The 21,588-nt window shown below is 52.4% G+C and carries 18 protein-coding genes; 2 read left to right on the top strand and 16 right to left on the bottom strand.

All coding sequences use genetic code 11. The features are described 5' to 3' along the window. Window positions 1-45: 45 nt before the first annotated feature. From B6A39_RS03615 to B6A39_RS03605, 3 genes are all read right to left on the bottom strand, one after another. On the bottom strand, window positions 46-831 hold the full coding sequence (locus tag B6A39_RS03615) for a 5'-nucleotidase, lipoprotein e(P4) family (protein WP_083001447.1): 786 nt from the start codon (window positions 829-831) through the stop codon (window positions 46-48). Between the two features lie 274 nt (window positions 832-1,105). Continuing rightward, on the bottom strand, window positions 1,106-1,729 hold the full coding sequence (locus B6A39_RS03610) for an L-threonylcarbamoyladenylate synthase (protein WP_083001445.1): 624 nt from the start codon (window positions 1,727-1,729) through the stop codon (window positions 1,106-1,108). A gap of 63 nt (window positions 1,730-1,792) precedes the next feature. After that, window positions 1,793-2,740 carry a PHP domain-containing protein gene (locus B6A39_RS03605; RefSeq protein WP_083007837.1) on the bottom strand — a complete coding sequence of 316 codons (948 nt, stop codon included), beginning with the start codon at window positions 2,738-2,740 and terminating at the stop codon, window positions 1,793-1,795. A gap of 180 nt (window positions 2,741-2,920) precedes the next feature. Here B6A39_RS03605 and B6A39_RS03600 point away from each other — a divergent pair, with 180 nt between their 5' ends. Beyond that, the gene (locus tag B6A39_RS03600) at window positions 2,921-3,220 is read left to right on the top strand and encodes a YciI family protein (RefSeq protein ID WP_009722218.1); all 300 of its coding nucleotides are present in this window, start codon (window positions 2,921-2,923) and stop codon (window positions 3,218-3,220) included. Window positions 3,221-3,391: 171 nt separating this feature from the next. Further along, window positions 3,392-5,410 (top strand): bifunctional tRNA (5-methylaminomethyl-2-thiouridine)(34)-methyltransferase MnmD/FAD-dependent 5-carboxymethylaminomethyl-2-thiouridine(34) oxidoreductase MnmC, encoded by a 2,019-nt coding sequence (gene mnmC, locus B6A39_RS03595; protein WP_083001443.1) that lies wholly within the window; start codon window positions 3,392-3,394, stop codon window positions 5,408-5,410. Here the strand turns inward: mnmC and B6A39_RS03590 are convergent. The 13 genes from B6A39_RS03590 to ccmA form a co-directional block, all read right to left on the bottom strand. Further along, window positions 5,404-5,676 carry a YheU family protein gene (locus B6A39_RS03590; protein WP_083001441.1) on the bottom strand — a complete coding sequence of 91 codons (273 nt, stop codon included), beginning with the start codon at window positions 5,674-5,676 and terminating at the stop codon, window positions 5,404-5,406. The two genes, mnmC and B6A39_RS03590, sit on opposite strands and share 7 nt — an antisense overlap. Next, window positions 5,673-7,736 (bottom strand): NAD-dependent DNA ligase LigA, encoded by a 2,064-nt coding sequence (gene ligA / locus B6A39_RS03585; protein WP_083001439.1) that lies wholly within the window; start codon window positions 7,734-7,736, stop codon window positions 5,673-5,675. Before ligA ends, B6A39_RS03590 begins: the two co-directional genes overlap by 4 nt. Before the next feature lie 89 nt (window positions 7,737-7,825). Next, window positions 7,826-9,814, bottom strand: a complete 1,989-nt coding sequence (locus B6A39_RS03580; RefSeq protein ID WP_083001437.1) for a cell division protein ZipA C-terminal FtsZ-binding domain-containing protein — start codon at window positions 9,812-9,814, stop codon at window positions 7,826-7,828. A gap of 899 nt (window positions 9,815-10,713) precedes the next feature. Beyond that, window positions 10,714-14,202 (bottom strand): chromosome segregation protein SMC, encoded by a 3,489-nt coding sequence (gene smc, locus B6A39_RS03575; RefSeq protein WP_083001434.1) that lies wholly within the window; start codon window positions 14,200-14,202, stop codon window positions 10,714-10,716. A 33-nt stretch (window positions 14,203-14,235) separates the two neighbouring features. Beyond that, window positions 14,236-15,483, bottom strand: a complete 1,248-nt coding sequence (gene ccmI, locus B6A39_RS03570) for a c-type cytochrome biogenesis protein CcmI (RefSeq protein WP_083001432.1) — start codon at window positions 15,481-15,483, stop codon at window positions 14,236-14,238. Then, window positions 15,480-15,950, bottom strand: coding sequence for a cytochrome c-type biogenesis protein (locus B6A39_RS03565; RefSeq protein ID WP_083001430.1), 471 nt, complete (start codon window positions 15,948-15,950; stop codon window positions 15,480-15,482). The genes ccmI and B6A39_RS03565 overlap by 4 nt, the downstream gene beginning before the upstream one ends. After that, window positions 15,941-16,468, bottom strand: a complete 528-nt coding sequence (locus tag B6A39_RS03560; protein ID WP_083001428.1) for a DsbE family thiol:disulfide interchange protein — start codon at window positions 16,466-16,468, stop codon at window positions 15,941-15,943. Before B6A39_RS03560 ends, B6A39_RS03565 begins: the two co-directional genes overlap by 10 nt. Further along, on the bottom strand, window positions 16,465-18,483 hold the full coding sequence (locus B6A39_RS03555) for a heme lyase CcmF/NrfE family subunit (protein WP_083001426.1): 2,019 nt from the start codon (window positions 18,481-18,483) through the stop codon (window positions 16,465-16,467). Before B6A39_RS03555 ends, B6A39_RS03560 begins: the two co-directional genes overlap by 4 nt. A gap of 52 nt (window positions 18,484-18,535) precedes the next feature. After that, window positions 18,536-19,045 (bottom strand): cytochrome c maturation protein CcmE, encoded by a 510-nt coding sequence (ccmE, locus tag B6A39_RS03550; RefSeq protein ID WP_083001423.1) that lies wholly within the window; start codon window positions 19,043-19,045, stop codon window positions 18,536-18,538. Then, window positions 19,035-19,268 carry a heme exporter protein CcmD gene (gene ccmD / locus B6A39_RS03545; RefSeq protein WP_083001421.1) on the bottom strand — a complete coding sequence of 78 codons (234 nt, stop codon included), beginning with the start codon at window positions 19,266-19,268 and terminating at the stop codon, window positions 19,035-19,037. Before ccmD ends, ccmE begins: the two co-directional genes overlap by 11 nt. Continuing rightward, window positions 19,268-20,008, bottom strand: a complete 741-nt coding sequence (locus B6A39_RS03540; protein WP_083001419.1) for a heme ABC transporter permease — start codon at window positions 20,006-20,008, stop codon at window positions 19,268-19,270. The genes ccmD and B6A39_RS03540 overlap by 1 nt, the downstream gene beginning before the upstream one ends. Before the next feature lie 14 nt (window positions 20,009-20,022). Then, a complete protein-coding gene (ccmB, locus tag B6A39_RS03535) occupies window positions 20,023-20,721 on the bottom strand; it encodes a heme exporter protein CcmB (protein ID WP_198036780.1) in 699 nt (232 codons plus the stop codon). Window positions 20,722-20,769: 48 nt separating this feature from the next. Then, a complete protein-coding gene (gene ccmA / locus B6A39_RS03530) occupies window positions 20,770-21,390 on the bottom strand; it encodes a cytochrome c biogenesis heme-transporting ATPase CcmA (RefSeq protein WP_083001415.1) in 621 nt (206 codons plus the stop codon). Window positions 21,391-21,588 lie beyond the last annotated feature (198 nt).

Genomic DNA, 21,588 nt, shown 5'->3' with positions numbered 1-21,588 from the left:
GGCCTCTTCAGCTAGTTGGTTACCCATCACCTGGGCAACGACAACTTATTCGTTTTCAGCATCTTCAAAAGGTGCTTGCCAAGCGTCTAGTTCCGCGTCACTCCAGCTGCCGTAACTCGCATTGGGGAAAACAATCCAGTCTTGGCCGAAACGTTCAGCGTGGTCGTTAACCAGATCACGCTGCTCTTCAAGGCTTGTACCGGCAAAGTCACCCGAGAAATCGTGCAGTGTATCCCCCAGCTGCATCACCAATGTGTGATTTTCTTCGACGATAGCGCGACGCTCGGTCTTCGGTGGGCCAAGTAGCATGACTCGCTCATCCGATACCTGGGGAAGCTCTAATGCTTCCATGGTGGCCAGCGTATCGGCTTTATTTTCTTGGTAGCGATCAGACACATAGTAGATAGACACGCCTTGCTCATCGGCAAATTCGAGAAAATCTTTCGCGCCTGGGATCAAACGCGGCTCGCCTTCGCGCTCCCAATGCAACCAAGTATCCCAAACAGTGAAGTCGTGACAGGCCTGCATGTCGCGCACTAATAAGGCGCTGTTATCGATGAGCGTCTCATCCACATCGGTAATGATGGCCAAATCAGCATCCTCGCCATGCGCCTCAATCTGTTTTTCCAAACGATAGGTCGCCAGCTCGAACCCTTGGCGCTGTAAAGCAATTATTTCTGCGGATTGCTGTTGGTAACGAAGCCCCATTGTGTACTCAGCCTGATCACAAGCACTCGCGTCATTGGCTATAGCGTTACCTGATAAAGGAAGTAGCGCTAAGCTCGCAAATGCCGTTGCAGTGGCAGCGTTGCGGTATCGGGATATCGTCATTAAGCAATCTCCAGTCAGTGATGGTTATCAGTTAGGAGGGAGTTTTCCACATCATCCATCATCGTTAGTTATTAAAAACTATAAAATTCATCATAATTTATTTTTATTGGTCATTCAAATAAGAAAGGTAGCGTGCTAAATGGATACGTTGATACGCATCGTATTTTTAAGGTTCTTTGTGGCTTCTGTGTCGCGGATATAGAAACAGGCAGGATAGCAGCAGCCCCCCAATACTTGCCGCCAGGGGGCTACCAATACAGGCTAGAAAACGGTGTTAACTCGTAAACGGCGTAATGTCGCCGCGGCCTTCCCGCACAATTTTGGGCGGCAGCTCGCGTAGATCAATCACACTGGTGGGGTCAAGATGGCAGGCACCGCCATCGATAATGGCATCAAGATGTGCCCCGAAGCGGTCGCGGATCTCTTCAGGATCGCTCATTGGCAGGGTATCTCCTACCGGAATCAACGTCACGCTCATCAGCGGTTCACCCAACGCATCAAGCAGCGCGTGGGTAATACGGTGATCAGGCACACGCACGCCAATGGAGCGGCGCTTCGGGTGCAGCAACAGGCGCGGAACCTCTGTGGTGGCATCCAAAATAAAGGTGTAAGGCCCAGGGGTGTGGGCCTTCAACAGCCGAAACACCGCGTTATCCACTTTTGCGTAAGTGCCAATCTCGGATAGGTCCGAACACATCAGCGTGAAATTGTGCTTATCGTCTAACGAACGCAGCCATTTGATCTTTTCAATAGCCTTTTTTTCACCTAAGTGGCAGCCCAACGCATAGCCTGAATCGGTTGGATACGCGACCACACCACCTTTGCGAATAATGTCTAGGGCTTGATCAATCAAGCGTTTCTGCGGGTTTTCGGGGTGAATCTGAAAGTATTGACTCATCACTTGCTCCTGACCGTGGGCATATCGTTGTCCATTTAGTTTCTAGGTTAGTCGATACGCGGTTTAAGACCCAGGACCTAACATACCACTGGGCGCATCGCGCAAATGAATTAAGCGCGGGTGCTGCCAAATTGGCGACGCAGCTGTGCGTGGTATCACGCTCATACTACCAGGGGCAGCGTGACTGCCAGGAAAATGAAAATCGCTGCCCATGGAGGCGTATAAGTCGCGCTCTACTAATTGTCGAGCGAGATCGCGAGTGCTGTCTGGATTCTGCTGACCACTCACCAGCTCAACGCTCTGTCCACCTGCTGCTTTAAAGGTATCCATCAGCAAACCTCGCTTGCGCCGGGTAAGCCCATAGCGCAGCGGGTGCGCCAGCACTGCCACACCACCAGAGGCCACAACCCAGGCCACTGCATCGCTGATTTCTGGCCAGTGGGCTTTTACATCGCCTTTTTTACCGCTGCCTAAATAGCGCTTAAACGCACCTGCCCAATCATCAACCACACCTTCAGCAACTAGCGCACGGGCAAAGTCGGGCCTGCCCAAGGGACGGTCGCTGCCTGCCTGGGCGCGCGCTTTTTCTAGCGCGTTGGGTAACCCCATTTTTTCTAACCGCTCGGCGATTACTTCAGCGCGCTTGATGCGTGCTTCGCGCTGCTGCTCAAGCCCCTCTACAAGAGGCCCTTGCAAACCGCCGGGCATAAGCGCCACTACGTGAATGTTGATTCCTTGCCAGCGCGTGGATAGCTCACAGCCAGGCACCAAGCAAACCCCAGCTTGATGAGCCGCGACGCCAGCTTCTTCAATGCCTTCCATGGTGTCATGGTCTGTCAGCGACATGTGCGTAAGACCACGTTCAGCGCACAACTTTACCAGCTCGGTAGGGGTAAGCGCGCCATCTGACGCGGTAGAGTGCATGTGTAAATCCACCGTATAACGCTGGTCGGCATCAAACACAGGGGGCAGAGAGTTCGCAGAAAGATAGTTCGCAGGAAGTAGGGGCATAAGCATGACGCCGTGTGGCGAGTTTGTCAGAATAGGATGGTGTGAATAAAAAATGGTGTGAACAAAACAGGCATCCTGTTTTCCCTTAACGGTATACAGGCGCTCGCCATGGTGCGCGCTTACAAGGGCGCGGTCAATTCGACACTGGACAACCGCCCCAGCATTCAAGGAGTTATCCCCATGCTTTACGCTATTATCAGTGAAGATGTATCCAACAGCTTGGAGCGCCGTCTAGCGGCACGCCCGGATCACCTTGGCCGCCTGGAAAAATTGCGCGATGAAGGTCGCTTGGTTCTGGCTGGCCCCCACCCTGCTATTGATACCGATAACCCGGGCGATGCAGGCTTCAGCGGCAGCTTGGTCGTTGCTGAATTTGAAAGCCTTGAGGACGCACAGGCTTGGGCAGACGCCGACCCATACATCATTGCTGGGGTCTATGCCAAGGTAATTGTTAAGCCGTTTAAAAAAGTTATGCCTTGACCGAGAGAGGCGAGTGTGAAGAGTCCGCCTTCTTTTTCACAGAGCCTGTGGAAAACTCTGTGAAAACTCGGCGGACGCTTTTCCCAAAGCTAGAGATGATGCCCTTATCAACAAGTTGATCATTTTTTAACCAACCTTTAATACAAACTTCATCAGTACGGGGATACCCGCGTGACCCAACGCTCTACTGCCCTGCCTCCACTCATGGCGTTAACGGCTCCTTTACTCACATGGAACGAGACATCTCCCCATTCAGACGTCTTCGACGATGTTTATTTTTCCAGGGAAGATGGCCGTGCTGAAACTGAGCACGTATTCCTAGGGGCAAACCACCTTCCCAAGCGCTTTGCGAATTGGCAACACAGCCGCGCGTTTGTGGTTGGCGAAACAGGCTTTGGCACTGGGCTTAATATGCTGTGCGCGTGGGATTGTTTTGAGCAACACGCACCGAGCACTGCACGCCTTCATCTATTATCCACTGAGAAGTTTCCGCTTGACCGAGTGTCTCTTGAGCGCGCACTAAGCGCCTGGCCTTCGTTAGCACACTATGCACAGGTGCTATGCGCTCAATGGCCTGAAGCCGTCAGCGGCATTCACCGTCTTCATCTCAACGAGCGAGTGACTCTCGACCTGCACTTTGGCGACACCACCGAACGACTAAACCTGCTAGATGGCCAAGTCGACGCATGGTTTCTAGATGGATTTGCTCCTTCTAAAAACCCAGAAATGTGGCAGCCTGAGCTATTCGAGGCCATGGCAGCCCGCTCTCGGCCTGGTGCCACATTTGCCACATTTACCTGTGCTGGTGTCGTTAAACGAGGGTTAAAAGCAGCAGGATTTAGCTGGCAAAAGGTACCTGGATTTGGGCGAAAGCGGGAAATGTTAGCGGGCTATATCGACACACCACCTAAAGACACTCGCCGCCAATCAACCCCTTGGTTTATGCCTCCTACGGTAAGGCCTGCTAACCATGTGGCCGTTATTGGGGCGGGCATAGCCGGTTGCAGCGTGGCAGCGGCGTTAGCCAAGCGTGGAGTTCAGGTAACGATTATTGAACGCGATGCTCCCGGCGCAGGTGGCTCCGGTAATCGCCAGGGTGCGCTGTATGTAAAGCTAGCAGCGGAAACGAATAACCAGAGCCGGTTCTATTTATCAGGACTTCTCTACAGCCAGCGCTGGCTTAGCCAGCTCCAACGGGCGTCCACCTCACTACAGGAAACGCCGTTGTGGCAGCCATGCGGCGTAGTGCAACTCGCGTTAAGTGATAAAGAGGCTGTTCGCCAGCAGCGCTTTATGGCACGCCACCCTCTGCCAGAAACAGTGGTGTCCGCTAAAACTGAGACGCTTAGTGAGCCGGTGGGCCTTCCGATCACACTGGGTCACGGACTGTTTTATCCTCAGGCAGGCTGGGTGCGCCCCAAATTGCTCTGCGAACAGCTGCTACAACACGCGAATATCATCTTGCACCAGGGAGAAGTGACAACCCTTCAGCCCGACGGTAAGACTTGGCAGGTCGTGCTGGCCAGCGGCGAAACGCTGACCGCTGATCACGTTGTGGTGGCCAATGCGTCGTTGGCTAACCGCTTTGAACAAACGGCAGCGCTACCGCTACAGCAAGTTCGCGGCCAGGTGAGCGAAATGACGCTTCCCGAGGGGGTTCAAGGTCCGCAGTGTGTGGTATGCGCTGGTGGCTATGTGTCGCCACCAGTAGAAGGCGTGCTGACGTTTGGGGCTAGCTTTGTGCCTAACAACGCCACGAGCGACGTTACAACAGCAGACCATCAGTGCAATATTGATGAATTACGCCAAACACTGCCTGAGTGGGTCGCAACCCTTGAGACGGCGGGCGTGACGTTAAGCCCCGACACGCTAACAGGTCGTGCTGCGGTAAGGGCAGCCAGCCCTGACAAAAGCCCCTACGCAGGGCCAGTACCCCATACCGACGTATGGCAGCAAGATTACGCGGCGCTGCAAAAAGATGCTTCTAACGTGCCAGATACCCAAGGAAAGCATCATTCAGGGCTGTGGATATCTACCGCACACGGCTCTCGGGGCCTTTCCAGTGCTCCGCTCTGCGCTGAAATCATTGCCTCACGAATGTGTGATGAACCGATGCCGCTAGAACTATCGTTAGTGGATCATTTACATCCAGGACGACGAATTATCAGTGCGCTAGTCCGCGCTCAGTAATCCCCCTCTTCCTCATCGTCGGCAAGGTCTCGCCCAAAGGAACGCCATTGGGCGAGGGTCATCACCTCGGTCATTTCCAACTCTAGGTCATGGGCAATAAGTAACTCGTGACGCTCAAGCTGCTGTTTAAGCTCGGCGACCCAGCCGCTCATACCTTCGCCGGTATCGGTCGTATCGTATCCTTGGCGTGTCACAAATGCTTCAAGCAAAGCATCCAGCGTTTCCGGCGGCAGCATACGCGCGGGCACTTCTATAAAACGGCTCATTCACTCTGCTCCCAGGCAGCTAGGCGCTCGATAAAGATGGCTTCATCGATAACCTCAACGCCCAATTGCTCTGCTTTGGTTAACTTGCTGCCTGCGGCCTCACCTGCGACAAGACAGGTGGTTTTCTTGGAAACACTACCCGCCACTTTAGCGCCTAGCGCTTGCAACCTCGCTTTTCCTTCATCGCGGGTCATGCTGTCCATCGAGCCAGTAAGCACCCAGGTTTGGCCCGCTAAAGGTGTCGGGCCTTGTGTCACTTCATTCTCTTGCCAAGTGATGCCAGCCTCAAGCAGTGCTTCCAGCGTTTCTAGATTATGAGGCTGACGGAAAAAGGTGTGAACATGAGCGGCCACAATTGGACCAACATCATTCACAGCCTCCAACGCCACTTCATCAGCTTCCTGCAGGGTCTGAAGTGTGCCGAAGTGGCTGGCTAAGTTTGCCGCTGTGGCTTCGCCTACTTCCCGAATACCCAAGGCGTAAATAAAACGTGCCAGTGTAGTGTGCTTTGCCTTGTTTAGGGCATCTACCAAGTTGGTCGAGGACTTTTCTCCCATGCGTGGCAGCGCCTGAAGCTGCTCAGCTGTGAGATGAAATAAGTCAGCTGGCGTTTTCACCCAGTCCAGGTCCACCAATTGTTCAATCAGTTTCTCACCCAACCCATCCACATCTAACGCTTTACGGCTGGCGAAATGCTTAAGCGCTTCTTTACGCTGAGCGGCACAATAAAGCCCACCTGAGCAGCGAGCGACCGCCTCACCTTCCAGCCGTTCAATATCTGAACCGCACACCGGGCATTGCTCTGGAAAAATGATCTCTCGCGCCTGGGCAGGACGCTTGTCGATATCTACCCGTACCACCTGTGGGATCACGTCGCCTGCACGACGAATGGCCACCGTATCGCCAATCATGACACCTAAGCGGGTGATCTCATCTGCGTTATGCAGCGTAGCGTTCGATACCGTCACACCGGCAACGGTGACAGGTTCTAGCCTAGCGACCGGCGTAATCGCCCCCGTACGGCCTACTTGAAACTCTACATCGTTAAGGGTCGTAACCTCTTCCTGGGCAGGAAACTTAAACGCGACCGCCCAGCGTGGCGCCCGCGCCACAAAACCAAGTTCCCGCTGATGGCGCAGGTCGTTTACTTTGATCACAACGCCATCGATGTCGTAACCCAGCTGGTCTCGCTTTTCACCGAGTTGCTCGCAGTAGTCAGCAACCAACTCGGGGCCATTGACAGTTTGAAGCTCCGTGCTGGAGCGAAAGCCCCATGCTTTGAGCATTTCCATTTGCTGGCTGTGGGTTGTCATTGCGCTATTGCTCAGCGCGCCGTCGCCAAGATTCGTCATATCGACCCGGGCAACTTGATAAGCATGAAACTCTAATGGACGCGTTGCGGTAATCCGCGGATCAAGCTGTCGTAGGCTGCCAGCAGCCGCATTACGCGGATTAGCAAATACCTTGCTGCCTTCTTCTCTGGCTCGGTCATTGAGTGCTTCAAAGCCCGCGTGGCGCATAATAACTTCACCGCGTACTTCTAATAACGCTGGAATGCTATCGCCCATTAGCTTTAACGGAACAGTCCGTAAGGTGCGCAAATTCGATGTAATACCTTCTCCGGTACGGCCATCGCCACGGGTTGCACCACTAACCAGTACACCCTGCTCGTATACTAACGAAACCGCAGCACCGTCGAGCTTTGGCTCACAGCTAAACTCGACGCTACTCGCCTGACACTCCAAACGTTCAGCGACACGCTCGGCAAACGCCGTAATATCATCGCGGCTAAAAGCATTATCCAACGACAGCATGGGAATCGCATGAGCGATTTCAGGAAACCCTTCCGCTGGCGCGGCCCCTACCCGCTGGGTAGGGGAATCCGGAGAGATTAAATCGGGGTATTCAGACTCCAATTGCTGCAACCGCTGTAGCTTGCGGTCGTAATCTGCATCAGTCAGCTTAGGTTCGTCTAATACATAGTAGCGGTAGTTGGCGTCATCGAGATCAGCACGTAGTTGACTAATCTCTTCCAGCAGTATTGGTTCAGGCTGACTCATTCAGTTGTTCCGGCATACAAAAAAACAGGTGTTTAATAACAAAAACACCCGCCTTCTTTGGGAAGGCGGGTGTTAACGCAACGCGACGCTTAACGCGCTTGAAGTTGGCGGTGCAAGCGATGGCGACGTTCAAACTCATGAACACGTTGCCTTGCAAACTCGATGGTTTGCGCCGTCATTACACTACGGTTTTCATCTTTAAGTTCACCGCCCATATGACGCACGACAACCATTGCCGTTTCGACCATAGCCTCAAACGCCGCAGAGCTATCTTCAGCTCCCGGCAGCGGCATCAGGAACGTAATACCTGGGGTCACAAACTCATTCATCTCTTCGATGGGAAACGTACCAGGCTTAAGTACATTCACCATTGAAAATTGCAATTCGCTGTCGAAGCTTTCTGTTTCAAAACGGTGGAAGACCCCCATTTCACGGCTGTAACGCAGGCCACAGGCCATGATTAGCTCAAGCAACTTACCGCCATCAAAACCTTCAGGCTCCCGCGAAAGCACGCTGATTACGACCATTTCAGAAGCGTCGGTAAGCGTATCCCTGGCACGCTCGCTATTAACATCGTGACGTAACGCTTTTTCTAACGTGGGGTGCGTACGAACAACATTGTCCCGGTAACCCGTTTCAGGCGCATCATCATCGTAATCGTAGTTGTCAACATCATAGTTACCAACATCGTGGTAGCTATCATCTTGTGCTGAAATCATCGGCTCATTATATTGCGCAGCCTCACGTTCAGCTGCGGCGGCTACCGCAGCTGCCTCGCGTGCTTCAGCTTGCTCTTGTGCGATACGCGCTTTCTCAGCATCTGCCGCCTCTTTTGCTTCACGACGCTGCTGTGCTTCAAGCGCTTTGCGTTCGGCTTCAAGTGCTTTACGTTCAGCTTTTTGCTTAGCTAGCGCTTCTGCACGTTTAGCTTTCTCTGCTTTTTTACGCGCTTTTTCTTTACGACGCTCAATTAAGCGACGCTTAAAGGAACGACCAATGCCTTCGAAGTCGACCAGCCGATATTCATCAACTTCATCGTCATCTAGCTCTCTGTCCTCACCGGCAGTGTCTGGACGCAGTTGACGCCGCTTGGGCATGTCAGAAGCATGGTGTACTGCATCTTCAGGCTCAACTCTTAACGTCGGCTCTGTTTCAACGTGCAACTCTGCTTTTACGCTCGGCTCATCAATATTGGCTTCTTCTGCTTCTGTCGTTTTACTTTCTGCAGTAGATTTATGCTCTTCTGGAACTTTTCCGACTGTCGTTTCTAAATTGCTTGTTTCTGAACTGCTTGTTTTGGGTGCGGCTAAATCAGACGTGGATGTCATTTGTACATCGGCTTGCTTATCAGCTTTCTGATCGCTGATGCCTGACTCGTAACGTTCGGCTCGTTCAGTTGCTGACGGTGCAATATGGCTATCATCAGAGCGAAGGGGTTCAGCGGTAGGTACAGGTTTGCCACTCGTCGTCTGACGAATAGTTTCTGTTTGCTGAGTTTCTGTTTTTTTCTGAGTATCGGTGCTAGCAGTATTGTTGGGACTATTATCAGCCATGAATATGCTAGGCTCCCGGCGCTCGTGTTCAGAAATAGCAGTCCTACCTAGCGAATGCTCGGCCGCAGCAGTATCTGGCTGAACAGATGATGTGTAATTCGCCGACGCTGGATGCCCGACAGCAGACGGCTGTTCATTCTTTCGGGGCTCATTTTTACGAGACCACGAGAAATGCGCGTTGGCTTTTGACTTGGCCGAACTGGCAGAATTAGAAAAAGAGCGGCGAAAATCTGACAGCACTTTGGAAGGCCCAGGGTGCTCTTGGCGTTCCAGTTTGGGTTTTTGACCAAGGTTACTGTAATCAGCAGGCTTAACGACACGAGCACCGCCGTTAGGCAATTCCCAATTTATTTCCGCTTCTTTGACTTCATCATTAAATTCTTCAAATTTAGCGGCTGGCAAGTCTTTGACTGCTTGATCCAGACGGGGCACACGGCGTTGGCGCTGAAGCCTTCGCACACCATCAACGACGATGAGCGATACCAGTGCCAGTCCTAGAATGATTAACCACTCTCTTAATTCCATGTCGAGCATTCCATGGGTCAATATACCGGTTGCAAAGGCGCTATGCCTGATGGCGTAACATATCCGATGTTAGCTAATTACCATCAAGCATAGCGCGGTTGCTACGAAAAGGGCCACTTTTTGCAGATTTTCACGCTTTAACACACCGCTACTGGTGGTTTTAGGCCAAATCTTTGACTATATCAACTAAGAAAAGTGCCATTTTAGCGCTAATTTATCCCGACAGGACACATCGTCACATCATCGTCTGCTTTCTAAAGGGAGAATTTTTCCTCCCTTGCTCGCCTCTCACACCGAAATATGACAAGCCCACATTCAAACTCACGTAACGAAACGTCACCGCTCTGCCAAAATTACTCTGCCAAAACTGCCCAACCAACTGCTGCTAGATCAAATACTGCTGTGTTAGAGAGACCTACCTCATCAAACATCAGAAACTCGTCAATAAAACAGTATTTAATAGCTAATGAAATCATAGCATATATGTTTTAAACCCTTAACTAACGCTACACAAAGATAATGAAAGTTCACATTTCAGGTTTATCCATTCTAGATAGATGAACATGCTTAGCTGCCACTGTGTGCTTTAGCAGAAGCAGCCATCACCATCATGACCCATGCAGTTAACCAAAGATAAAAAATAAAAATAACATATTGATAAACAATAAATTTAATAAAAAAAAGCAAAGATAGGAACGCTATAAAAAGCAACTAATGAACACAGTCTGGAATGGCTAAGCAACCTCAATTATAAAGCAGTAGAAGGCATTATCTATTCAACAAACAACCTGCCCCAGGCTCTCTGTGTCATCACTTTTGCATATTTCACGATGCCCTCGAGGGGTGGAGCTTCGTTTAACTCACCACCATTGAACGTACCATGCATGCCGATAAAGCACTTAAACAACTAGTGCTGCAGCCTCATCAATGCCCACCGAAACAAGCCTTGATACACCAGGTTCCTGCATGGTGACGCCCATCAACCGTTCGGCCGCCTCCATAGCAATTTTATTATGGGTGATATAGATAAACTGAACACTTTCAGACATTTCTTTTACAAGCTTGGCGTAGCGGCCTACGTTGGCATCATCCAGTGGAGCATCGACTTCGTCCAACATGCAGAAAGGCGCGGGGTTAAGCTGAAAAATTGCGAAAACTAACGACAGTGCTGTTAGCGCCTTCTCCCCTCCCGATAGTAGGTGAATCGTGCTGTTTTTCTTACCTGGAGGCCGCGCCATTATTGCAACACCGGTTTCCAGCAAATCATCTCCGGTGAGCGTTAACCAAGCAGCCCCCCCACCGAAAACTCGTGGAAATAGCGTTTGTAGGCCAGTGTTAACTTGGTCAAATGTTTCTCGAAAACGAATGCGGGTTTCCTGATCAATGCGTTTAATCGCACGTTCTAACGTTTCCAACGCTTCGGTAAGCTCGGCATGCTGAGCTTCCAGGTAATTACGCCGCTCGGCCTGTTGATCGTACTCTTCGATCGCGGCAAGGTTGATGGCGCCTAAACGGCGAATCTTCTCTGTCGTGTTTTCCAACCGCTCCTGCCAAGCAGTTTCACTAGCATCGCCAGGCAAGTGCTCGGCCAGAGCATCGGGATCATGGCCTAGTTCTGCCAACTGCTCATCCTGGGTAGCCGCTTTCAGCGCCAGCGCTTGTACATCCATACGGCGCTGCTGCAACTGTTCACGGCTTTGCTCCAAGTTGCGCTCGTGCTGCTGGCGAGCCAGCTCGTCGTTGCGCAGCTGCTCAGCCAATGCCTGAGCCTGCTGACGGGTGTCATTGAGGCGCCGCTCCTGCTGCTCGCGCTGGTGTAGCAACTCTTCTAACTCTTCGGCAGCCAATTCGTCTGGCTCTACCAACATTTCTCGCGATTCTTCTAACTCAGCAATACGTAGAGAAAGGCGCTCTTCACTATCGCTACTACGACTTTGTTGCGCACGCAGACTATCCCGCTCAGCGTGCAAGCGCTCTCGCTCTAGCGCTAGAGCCTGCTGACGTGCCTTCATGGGAGCATGCTGTTGATTTAACTGGTCACGCTGCTCACGTTGACGGCTGCGATGTTCAGCGCTGGTTTCACGGGCTTCAGCAGCGGTTTCAAGTTGCTCCATTGCGACATGCCATCGAGCGCGCTGCTCTTCTAAAGTGAGCGCTAACGCCGCTTCATCCTCTTGTAGCTGGGTGAGTTCATCATCCAACTCAGTGGCGCGACTCTCTAAATGTTCAAGACGTTGGGCTAGTCGCTGCTCTTTCACTGCAAGCTGCTGGAGCGAAGCGGCGTGGGCGCGCTCTTGCTCGGCCTGCTGCTCGCGGGTTTGCTCAAGCACTTCAATGGCTTCGCTAGTAACTTCGCACTGCTCGTCCAGTAACGCCAACGCGTCTTCATCCTGTGTAAGACGGGCGTTTAATTCATCAAACCGGCGGCGTGTGACCAACAGTGCATCAACACCTTCACCATTAGCCTGTTGGTGCAGCCAGCCGCGCCCACGCCATACACCGTCTCGGCTGACAACACTCTCACCAGGCGCTAAGTCAGCTAATAGCGTCTCAGCATCTTCGTTCGTTTCGGCGAAGTGAATACTTGCCAACCACTCACCTAACGCACCTGCACCCGAGACCAACGAATTCAAGCGCTGCGCTGATGCAGGCCGCTCAGCTTGATCAATTAAGCACCAGTCAGTGGCTAGGGCGCTAGGTAGCGCGGTTAGCTGGTTCGCAGACACTAAGCGGGCGTTTAACCACGGCGCGAGTAGCCAGGAAATCACTCGCTCCCAGCCAGATGACACACTAATCGCTTCACCAAGCCTTGGCGCATCGGCTAAGCCGTGGGCTGCTAATGCATCGCTCAAATCTGGGTCGTGGTCAGCCAAGGCGGCATCCATTAGCGCCTTCAATGATGCGAGTTCGCCTTGATGTTGACTTAATTCAGCACGCTGGTGATCACGTGCCTGGGTAGCCTGCTGATAAGCCGCTTTGGCATCGCTATAACGCTGCTGCCAATGGTCACGTTCAACTTGAAAGGCTTCAGCGCGCTGCTCAGCCTCTTCCCGCTGGGCTTGGCATTCAGCGTGTTCGTTGCGCAGTTCAGTAACATCGGCAAGTTCACCGCGCTGCTGGCGGCGACGCTGATTTTCTGCCTGCATGCGCGCAATACGCTGTTCTAAGTCACGTAATTGATCTTGGCTACGGTCTGCTTCTCGACTGGCATCGCGCCAGTGGTTTTCTGCATCAGCCCACTGCTGCTCGGCAGTTTCTAACGCGGGGGTCGCATCCGCTAACGTTTGTTCAAGCGTCTCTAGTTGCTCTTCAAGGGCTTCATGCTCTGGAAGTAAGTCCTCTAAGCGGGCCTCTATAGCGGCAAATCGCTCTTGGTCGCCTTCGCTGACTCTGCGCTGTTCCTCAAGGTCTCGGCGCGCCGTTGCTATATCGTTCGCCAATTGGGCTTCACGACTGCGACGGTGCGCTTGATCCTGCTCCAGGCGAGCAATCCGGGTGGTGGTTTCAAAAAACTGCTGCTGGTGGCGATCTAGTACATCGGCAAGCTCATCGTGCTGTTCGCGCGCTTGTTCCAGGCGCGTTTCACACTGACGTACGCCAAATACGTCTTTCTCAACCGCAATTTCCAGCTCGCGCACTCGGCTTTCTTGGTGAGATTGCTCATTGCGCAATGCGCGTCCGCGTACTAACGCCAGCTCGCCTTTTAACCGGTACTCCTGCTGCTTTAACTCTTGGTAGCGCTTGGCTGCTTCTGCCTGACGTTTAAGGCGTTCGAGCTGTTTGTCCAGTTCTTCACGGATATCATCCAGGCGTTCCAAGTTCTCCTGAGTGCGGCGCATGCGGTTTTCGGTTTCTCGGCGGCGCTCTTTGTATTTAGAAATACCCGCAGCCTCTTCAAGCGTGGCACGCAAATCGTCGGGGCGTGCTTCAATTAGCCGTGAAATCATCCCCTGGCCGATAATGGCGTAAGAACGTGGGCCTAAACCGGTACCCATAAACAGGTCAGCAATATCTCGCCGACGACATTTTTGACCGTTGAAAAAGTAATTGGATTGACCATCGCGGGTGACTAAGCGTTTTACTGCAATTTCTGAGTACTGAGCGTAAACACCCCCCATGCCACCATCGCGATTATCGAACTTGAGCTCGATAGAGGCTTGGCTGATTGGCTTACGGCCGGTGGAGCCGTTGAAGATAACATCAGCCATCGATTCACCGCGCAAGGTTTTAGCTGAGGATTCCCCCATTACCCAGCGCACTGCATCAATAATATTAGATTTTCCGCAGCCGTTTGGCCCTACGATGGCCGTCATATTGCCATCGAAGGGTACCGTTACTGGATCAACAAAAGACTTGAACCCAACGAGACGAATAGAGGTTAAGCGCATTGCGACCCTTAGCAGCGGTTGTGTGCGTGGACGTTATTCAAAAACGCGGTCAATAACAACATTTGCCGCATCATCCTCACTAATCGGTCCAACGCTTACGCTCTCTAGATCACCAAAGAGATCGCCAGGCTGAGGGGTTGCCTGACCAGATTGCGAAACGCGAACGACTAGGCGTGCTTCACGCACCTGGGATATTTGCGCTTGGGGTGACATGGCCGCGTTGTCATCAAGCACAACAGTCATGGGAAGCTCTGACACTTGGGCACGAATAACTGCGAGCGGCGGCAGTTCGCCTTCCATGTCTCGAGCGGTAATAAACACACTAGCATCGTCGCTTACATTATCCATCAGTGCTTCGTCTAATGAGACGGATACACGCACGCCTTGACTTTGGGCGGCCTCAACCGCCGCTGTATCTGGCGCTACCCCTAAGCGCTCTTGAGCGACGCGAATACCTTCGCGCAAAGAGGATGCCGTCTCAGGGTCTTCGATGTTTGCTACAGCACGACGCCAGCGGTCTACCGCTATTTCATAGTCACCATTATCAAACGCATGAATACCAAGCAAGCCAAGCACTGTGGGCTGGCGTGGATCTTGCGCTAGCGTCTCGTCTACTAACGACTGTACCTCGGGGGTCAGTTCGCGCTCCGCCATAAAAAAGCGCAGTTGAGCAAGTTGCGCTAATAATGGTGGAATGCGCCCTTCAATAGCAATCAACCGCTCTAATGCATCGGCTGCTTTGTCGGCCTGACCGGTTTCACGGTAAAGCGGAAACAGCGAACTCCAGACATTGGGATTATTCGGCTGACGTACGGCTTCTGCTTCCATGCGCTCTAAATACATAGCCAGTGAGCCATCAGGGTCGTTTTGCACTTCTTGCTGAATAGCGTAAAGCGTTAAGTCGCCTTCTGCGCCGTTTTGCTGATACCAAAATGTACTCGCCCCCACTACGGCCACCATAACCAAGGGAACAGCAAGCCTGCCTGCGGTCGCCGTCTTCAAGGGGCGCTTAGTACGGGTGGCAGTGTCTTCTAATAGGCTACGCTCTAATTCCAGGCGGTCTTCTTTAAACCGCTCTTCATTCATATCGCCACGTTCGTAAGCAGCTTCTAGCGAGGCCAAACGGCGCTTAAAAATTGCCACGTTTTGCTCATCAGCAGTATCGTTTGCTTCAAAGTGATCTAGCTGGTCACGCAGCGTTCGGGCACCGCGCATCGGCGCTATCATTAACCAAAGCGCAGGAAGTAATAGTAAAGCAATCGCAATCCACAGCGGTGTCATGAAGACCTCTCACGGTTAATCAGGGCATCCAGGCGGGCACGTTCTTCAGCGCTAAGCGCCTTCGCTGAGGCATTACGCCGAGCGCGAACCATCATCACGACGACAATCACACCGAGCAGCACTAACCCTATCGGTAATCCCCACAACAGGTAAGTACGGTTTTCTAAGCGCGGGTTATAAAGAATGTACTCTCCAAACCGCTGAACCATGTGGTTAACAATCTCGATATCCGATTGGCCATCCTGTAGCAACTGATAAACGCGTTCACGCATATCACCGGAAATTGGCGCATCAGAATCATCAATTGCTTGGTTCTCACACAGAGGGCAGCGCATTGAAGCAGTTAGGTCGCGATAGCGCTGCTCCATAACAGGATCGTCAAACTCACGTATCTCGATACCCGCAGCCAACGCGCTGCTGGTCAGTACAAGCAGCGCGACGGTAAGCATTAAGCGTATTAGCGCCATTTTTCCACCTCCGGCAGAATGCGTTCACGAACGTCTTCCGGTGACACGTAGCCTTTGTGGTGGTAGCGAATGACGCCGTCAGCATCAACCAGGAAGGTTTCCGGCGCGCCGTAAACCCCCAAATCAAAGCCAAGGCTACCGTCGGGATCAAAGATATTCACTTCAAAGGGATCGCCAAACTCGCTCAAAAATTCCAGCCCTTTTTCGCGAGTATCTCGATAGTTAATGCCAACCATGCGAATTCCTTGATCAGCCAATTCCAGCAGCTGCGGCATTTCCTGCTTACAGGCAGGGCACCACTCGCCCCATACATTCACCAGGGTGACGTCGCCAGTTAACAATGTTTGATCAACTTGGCGGTTTTCATCGCGCAGTGTTGTGGCTTCAAACGCAGGAAACTGTCTGGCCATTAACGCAGAGTCACGGTGCGAAGGGTCGCGCCCTAGCCCCTGATACAGAAATAGTGCGATCCCCAAAAAGCCAATGGGCAGCAGTAAAAGCAACAGGCGACGTGTCATACCGTAGCTTCCTTAGACATTCCAGACTCAGTCGTTGCAGAGGCTGCGTTAGCAGGCACTTTGCGCGATACGACACGGCGGTATCGCTTATCGACTATCGCCAGAATGCCACCGAAGGCCATCAGCAACCCGCCAAGCCATAGCCAGCGTACAAACGGTTTGTATTGAACACGCATCGCGTAGCTACCGTCGCCTAAATCTTCCCCCATAGCTACATAAAGGTCACGGAACAGCCCTGGGCGAAGCGCCACCTGAGTCATTGGCATACCCGTCGCAAGATAGAGACGTTTTTCTGGACGCATCACAAAGCTGCTCCCGGCATCGCCGCGCTGTACCTGAATGATGGACGTGTCTGCCAGGAAGTTGGGGCCTCGGCGGTTTGTCAGCTCCGTCATGGTGAACTGATAACCAGCCACTTCAACAGTCGTGCCCGGCGACATCCTCACGTTGCGTTCGATGTTGTAATTGGAAACAACGGCCACGCCAACGATGGTGACCGCAATACCCACATGACCAAGCACCATGCCCCAATACGCTAACGAAAGCTTACGCAGACCAGCAATAAAGGAACTGGCATGACGAGTTTTATCGAATAGATCACGCACGATAGGCAGCACGATCCAGAGTGCCGAAATAATCCCCAAGGAAACCCACAAATTCCATTCGCCGCCATATAACAAAGGCATAGCAATGCCCAACGCGAGCGCAGCAGCGCCGGATAGCCAGAGCTTACGCCACAGTTCACTGGCATTCATGCTTTTCCAACGCGCGATGGGGCCAAGCCCCATAAACATGCACATGAGCACCGTTAATGGCACAAAAAGCGCATTAAAGTACGGAGGTCCTACACTAATCTTGCCTAATCCAAGAGAGTCCAGGATTAGCGGGTAGACCGTCCCTAACAACACAGTGACGGTCATAATGACCAATAGAATATTATTGACCAACAACAACGAGTCACGGGATAACCAATTAAACCCGACTTTATGACTCACACGAGGTGCACGCAGCGCAAATACCAGCAGCGACAACGTCACAGTAATTGCCAGCAGCATCAAGATAAAGAAGCCGCGAGAAGGGTCGTTAGCAAACGCGTGCACTGAGGTCAGCACGCCAGAGCGCACCAGAAACGTGCCCATTAGTGACAGCGAGAAGGTTGAAATAGCCAACAGCACCGTCCAGCTTTTGAACGAACCGCGCTTTTCAGTGACCGCCAACGAGTGCACCAGCGCCGTTCCTGTTAACCAGGGCAGCAATGAGGCGTTTTCAACCGGATCCCAGAACCACCAGCCGCCCCAGCCAAGCTCGTAATAAGCCCACCAGCTTCCTAGCGCGATGCCGACGGTAAGAAATGCCCAGGCCACATTAGTCCACGGGCGTGCCCAGCGAGTCCAGGCGGCGTCTAAACGCCCACCTAGCAGTGCGGCAATGGCAAATGCAAAGACTACCGAGAATCCTACATACCCCATATAGAGCATAGGAGGATGAACAACCAAGCCGAAGTCCTGCAACAGCGGGTTGAGATCAGCCCCGTCCTGGGGCATGTCCGGCAATAACCGCTCGAATGGGTTGGAGGTCATTAAGATAAACAGCAGGAAGCCAACACAAACCATTCCCATAATGCCTTGAACACGTGCAACCATGTCGCGGGGCAAGTCGCCGGAAAATACTGACGCCGCATAACCCCAGCCAGCCAGCATCAAGCTCCATAGCAATACAGACCCTTCATGGTTTCCCCATACGGCACTAAATTTGTAGTACCAGGGCAACAGTGAATTCGAATTATTGGCAACATTCGCCACGCTGAAGTCGTCCAGCATGTAACTGGCCGTTAGGCACAAATAGGCAATGGCAACAAAGAAGAACTGCCCTGTTGCCATGGGCTTGCCATAAGCCATCCATAGTGGACGCCGAGTAGCTGCCCCCGCGAGCGGCATCACTGCTTGTATTATGGCCATCAATAGGGCGATGACCAAAGCAAAGTGGCCGATTTCAGGAATCATTTTGATGAACATGAGCGCTCCAAATTAGCAGTGGGCATAACCGTTTTCTGGACACAACAAGACATTAATAGTCACTTGCTTTAGGAGTGCCTTCCTGTTCCAAACGCTTACCCACTTCGGCTGCTTTTGCCTGAAAATCTGCCGGGGAGTAACCTGCTTCTTCTAATGCTTGCGCCACTTCAGGCGGCATATAATTCTCATCGTGACGAGCTAAGACCTTGTCGGCATATAAGCGTCCATCTGCCTGTAGCTCACCTACTACGACCACGCCCTGCCCTTCACGGAAAAGATCCGGCAGAATACCGCTGTAGTAGACCTCCAAGTCATCGACGTAGTCGGTCACGGTAAATTCAACGTCAAGGCTTTCGGGGTCTCGCGACACCGAGCCCTCTTTAACCATTCCACCTGCGCGAATCTGGCGCTCCATAGGCGCATCGCCTTGAGCAATTTGGACCGGGCTAAAAAATAAATTGATGTTGGAGCGCAGCGCATAAAGCGTCAGTCCCACCGCTATCGCGGTCAGTGAAACCAACCCTAAAATAACAAACAGCTTCTGTTTACGTTTAGGCGTCATTACGAACGTCCCTTTGAGCAGAGTTAACCGGTGCTTGCGCGGACTGGGGATGGGCTTTTTGGCGGCGCACACGGCGCTTAACGCCTTTCAGCAGTTGGCTGCGCTCTTGGCGCGCATGCCAAACTATTACCAGCATCAACAGCGCAGTAATGCCCCAAGCAGCCCACACATAAAGTCCGTGGCCACCCATGGCAAAAAATTCATTAAGTGAGGAAAAAGCCATTATCTCTCCTCCTCTACTAGCTCTTGCACCCAACGCTTATTGGTTTCACGACGCAGTATTTCGCTGCGAGTACGCATCAGGGTTAATGCAATAAAAAAGCAGTAGAAACCAAGTACCATAATGAGCAGCGGCGCCCACATTTCCATGGGCATCGCCGAACGTCCAGTAATCGTAAACGAGGCAGGCTGGTGCAGGGTGTACCACCAGTCCACCGAATATTTGATGATCGGAATATTAATCACGCCCACCATCGCCAGCACTGAGGCTGCACGAGACCCGCTATCGCGACTACTGAAAGCGCCGCGCAGTGCAATGACACCTAAATACAAAAACAGCAAAATCAGCATGGACGTTAAACGCGCGTCCCACATCCACCAAGTTCCCCAGGTAGGCACTCCCCATACCGCACCTGAAAAAAGTGCCACAAACGTCATCGCAGCCCCTAATGGCGCCATTACGGTGGCTGCCATATCAGCCACTTTGATTTTCCAGACCATAAATACCAAGCCTGAAATTGCCATTGAGACAAAAATAGATTGCGCTAGGAAAGCGGCAGGAACGTGGACATAAATAATGCGAAAGCTATTGCCCTGCTGATAATCCGCGGGAGCAAATGCCAGCCCCCAAACGGTTCCCAGCAGCAACAAGAGCCCCGCGGCTACCCAGAACCAGGGCTGAAGCTTGGCGCTAATCGCGTAGAACCACTTGGGTGATCTCAGTTTGTTTATAAAGGCCCACATGGTGTTTTCGTCCTTTAACCGTTGATGCTGATGCGTAGCGATGCGGCAATAGCCCAAGGTGCTAGCATTAACGAAATCGCTAAAAGTGCGCCTAAAATAGCAAGATGTGCCGCGATACCATCGCCTAAAATAGCGGCCTGCACAGCGCCCGCGCCAAAAATAAGAACTGGAATATAGAGTGGCAGTACCAGCAGTGATAGCAAAACACCGCCTCTGGCAAGCCCGACGGTAAGCGCCGCGCCAATTGCACCTATCAAGCTGAGGCTTGCGGTTCCCAATGCCAACGATAGCGCCAACACCAAGTAACTACCGGCAGGAAGTGCCAACATGATACCTAAAATCGGTGCCATGAGGGCCAAAGGCAGTCCTGTCAGCAGCCAGTGAACGGCAACTTTCGCAAGGCTGAGAGCCGCCAACGGCTGAGGGGCTAACAGTAGCTGCTCCAAACTACCGTCGTCGTAGTCGCTCCGGAATAGGCTATCCAGGGAAAGCAATGCCGCCAGTAATGCCGCCACCCACAGCAACCCAGGCGCTATTTCTGCCAGTAACTGGGGATCAGGTGAAATGCCGATCGGAAAGAGCGTAATCACCAAGGCAAAGAACACCAATGGGTTAAGCACTTCACCACGACGGCGTAGCAAAAGCGTTAGATCTCGCTTAAAGGTGGCACTAATGGCGACCATGAGCCCACCGGAAGGCGCATGCATCGACATTTCTGGGATGCCTGTCGTGGCGTGTGAGCTTGGCAACGCTGTCTCCTTCTACCCCAGTTGAATGCGCCTAAGCACGGAGGATGCGGTTAACTCATGATGTGTCGTCACTAATACACAGCCTCCCGCATTGGCATGTGCAACAAGCTGAGCTTCTAATGCTGCCACTCCATGGCGATCAATTGCTGTGAAAGGTTCATCCAGCACCCACAATGCCCGCTTAGTAAGCGTTAGCCTAGCAAGTGCAATCCGCCGCTGCTGGCCTGCGGAAAGCTGCCCTGCTGGCACATCTTCAAAGCCACTAAGCCCGACCTGTGCCAGCGCTTCTTCACGCTGGTAATCATCGCCTTTTTCACCGCTAAGCGCTTGGTACCACGCTAAGTTCTCCAGCGGAGAAAGACCCGATTTTATGCCAGGGGCATGTCCTAAATAGAGTAGATTGGCGAGAAAATGTTCACGCACCTCACGCATTGAGTCGCCATTCCAATAAATGTGGCCATGGTAGTCGCTCAACTGGCCTGAGAGAATTTTCAACAGTGTGGTTTTTCCGCTCCCGTTAGGGCCTTCGATGCGGACAATTTCACCACGTTGAATATCAAGGTCTAGCCCCTCAAACAGCCAGCGGTCATCGCGTTCACAGGCTAGCTGTCGGGCTTGCAGGCAGAGGCTCAAGGATATCTCCAGGCACGTAGATTTTGCGTCGAACTCTACACGGAAAGCCCCTTTCTCGCCAGTCGCTCTCTGCGGTCTGGGGTCGCAGCACACGCCTCCCTATCTTCGCTTAAGAACAATAGACAATGCAGAGCACTAGCACTGTATGCAAAAACAGGCCTATACTACGACCACTGTATGAAAAAACATTACCGATCA

It is taken from the genome of Halomonas sp. GT, assembly GCF_002082565.1.
GTDB lineage: Bacteria > Pseudomonadota > Gammaproteobacteria > Pseudomonadales > Halomonadaceae > Vreelandella.
The sequence above is the reverse complement of the archived record's forward strand: the minus strand, read 5'-3'. Positions and strand labels throughout refer to the sequence as shown.

What these genes read in the sequence shown, in the direction of transcription:
- smc (WP_083001434.1), bottom strand. Translation starts at nt 14,202, where the DNA reads ATGCGCTTAACCTCTATTCGTCTCGTTGGGTTCAAGTCTTTTGTTGAT.
- B6A39_RS03580 (WP_083001437.1), bottom strand. Translation starts at nt 9,814, where the DNA reads ATGGAATTAAGAGAGTGGTTAATCATTCTAGGACTGGCACTGGTATCG.
- B6A39_RS03610 (WP_083001445.1), bottom strand. Translation starts at nt 1,729, where the DNA reads ATGAGTCAATACTTTCAGATTCACCCCGAAAACCCGCAGAAACGCTTG.
- B6A39_RS03590 (WP_083001441.1), bottom strand. Translation starts at nt 5,676, where the DNA reads ATGAGCCGTTTTATAGAAGTGCCCGCGCGTATGCTGCCGCCGGAAACG.
- B6A39_RS03615 (WP_083001447.1), bottom strand. Translation starts at nt 831, where the DNA reads ATGACGATATCCCGATACCGCAACGCTGCCACTGCAACGGCATTTGCG.
- B6A39_RS03560 (WP_083001428.1), bottom strand. Translation starts at nt 16,468, where the DNA reads ATGACACGTCGCCTGTTGCTTTTACTGCTGCCCATTGGCTTTTTGGGG.
- ccmI (WP_083001432.1), bottom strand. Translation starts at nt 15,483, where the DNA reads ATGACACCGCTGTGGATTGCGATTGCTTTACTATTACTTCCTGCGCTT.
- B6A39_RS03565 (WP_083001430.1), bottom strand. Translation starts at nt 15,950, where the DNA reads ATGGCGCTAATACGCTTAATGCTTACCGTCGCGCTGCTTGTACTGACC.
- ligA (WP_083001439.1), bottom strand. Translation starts at nt 7,736, where the DNA reads ATGAGTCAGCCTGAACCAATACTGCTGGAAGAGATTAGTCAACTACGT.
- B6A39_RS03605 (WP_083007837.1), bottom strand. Translation starts at nt 2,740, where the DNA reads ATGCCCCTACTTCCTGCGAACTATCTTTCTGCGAACTCTCTGCCCCCT.
- B6A39_RS03600 (WP_009722218.1), top strand. Translation starts at nt 2,921, where the DNA reads ATGCTTTACGCTATTATCAGTGAAGATGTATCCAACAGCTTGGAGCGC.
- ccmB (WP_198036780.1), bottom strand. Translation starts at nt 20,721, where the DNA reads ATGTCGATGCATGCGCCTTCCGGTGGGCTCATGGTCGCCATTAGTGCC.
- ccmE (WP_083001423.1), bottom strand. Translation starts at nt 19,045, where the DNA reads ATGACGCCTAAACGTAAACAGAAGCTGTTTGTTATTTTAGGGTTGGTT.
- ccmD (WP_083001421.1), bottom strand. Translation starts at nt 19,268, where the DNA reads ATGGCTTTTTCCTCACTTAATGAATTTTTTGCCATGGGTGGCCACGGA.
- B6A39_RS03555 (WP_083001426.1), bottom strand. Translation starts at nt 18,483, where the DNA reads ATGTTCATCAAAATGATTCCTGAAATCGGCCACTTTGCTTTGGTCATC.
- B6A39_RS03540 (WP_083001419.1), bottom strand. Translation starts at nt 20,008, where the DNA reads ATGTGGGCCTTTATAAACAAACTGAGATCACCCAAGTGGTTCTACGCG.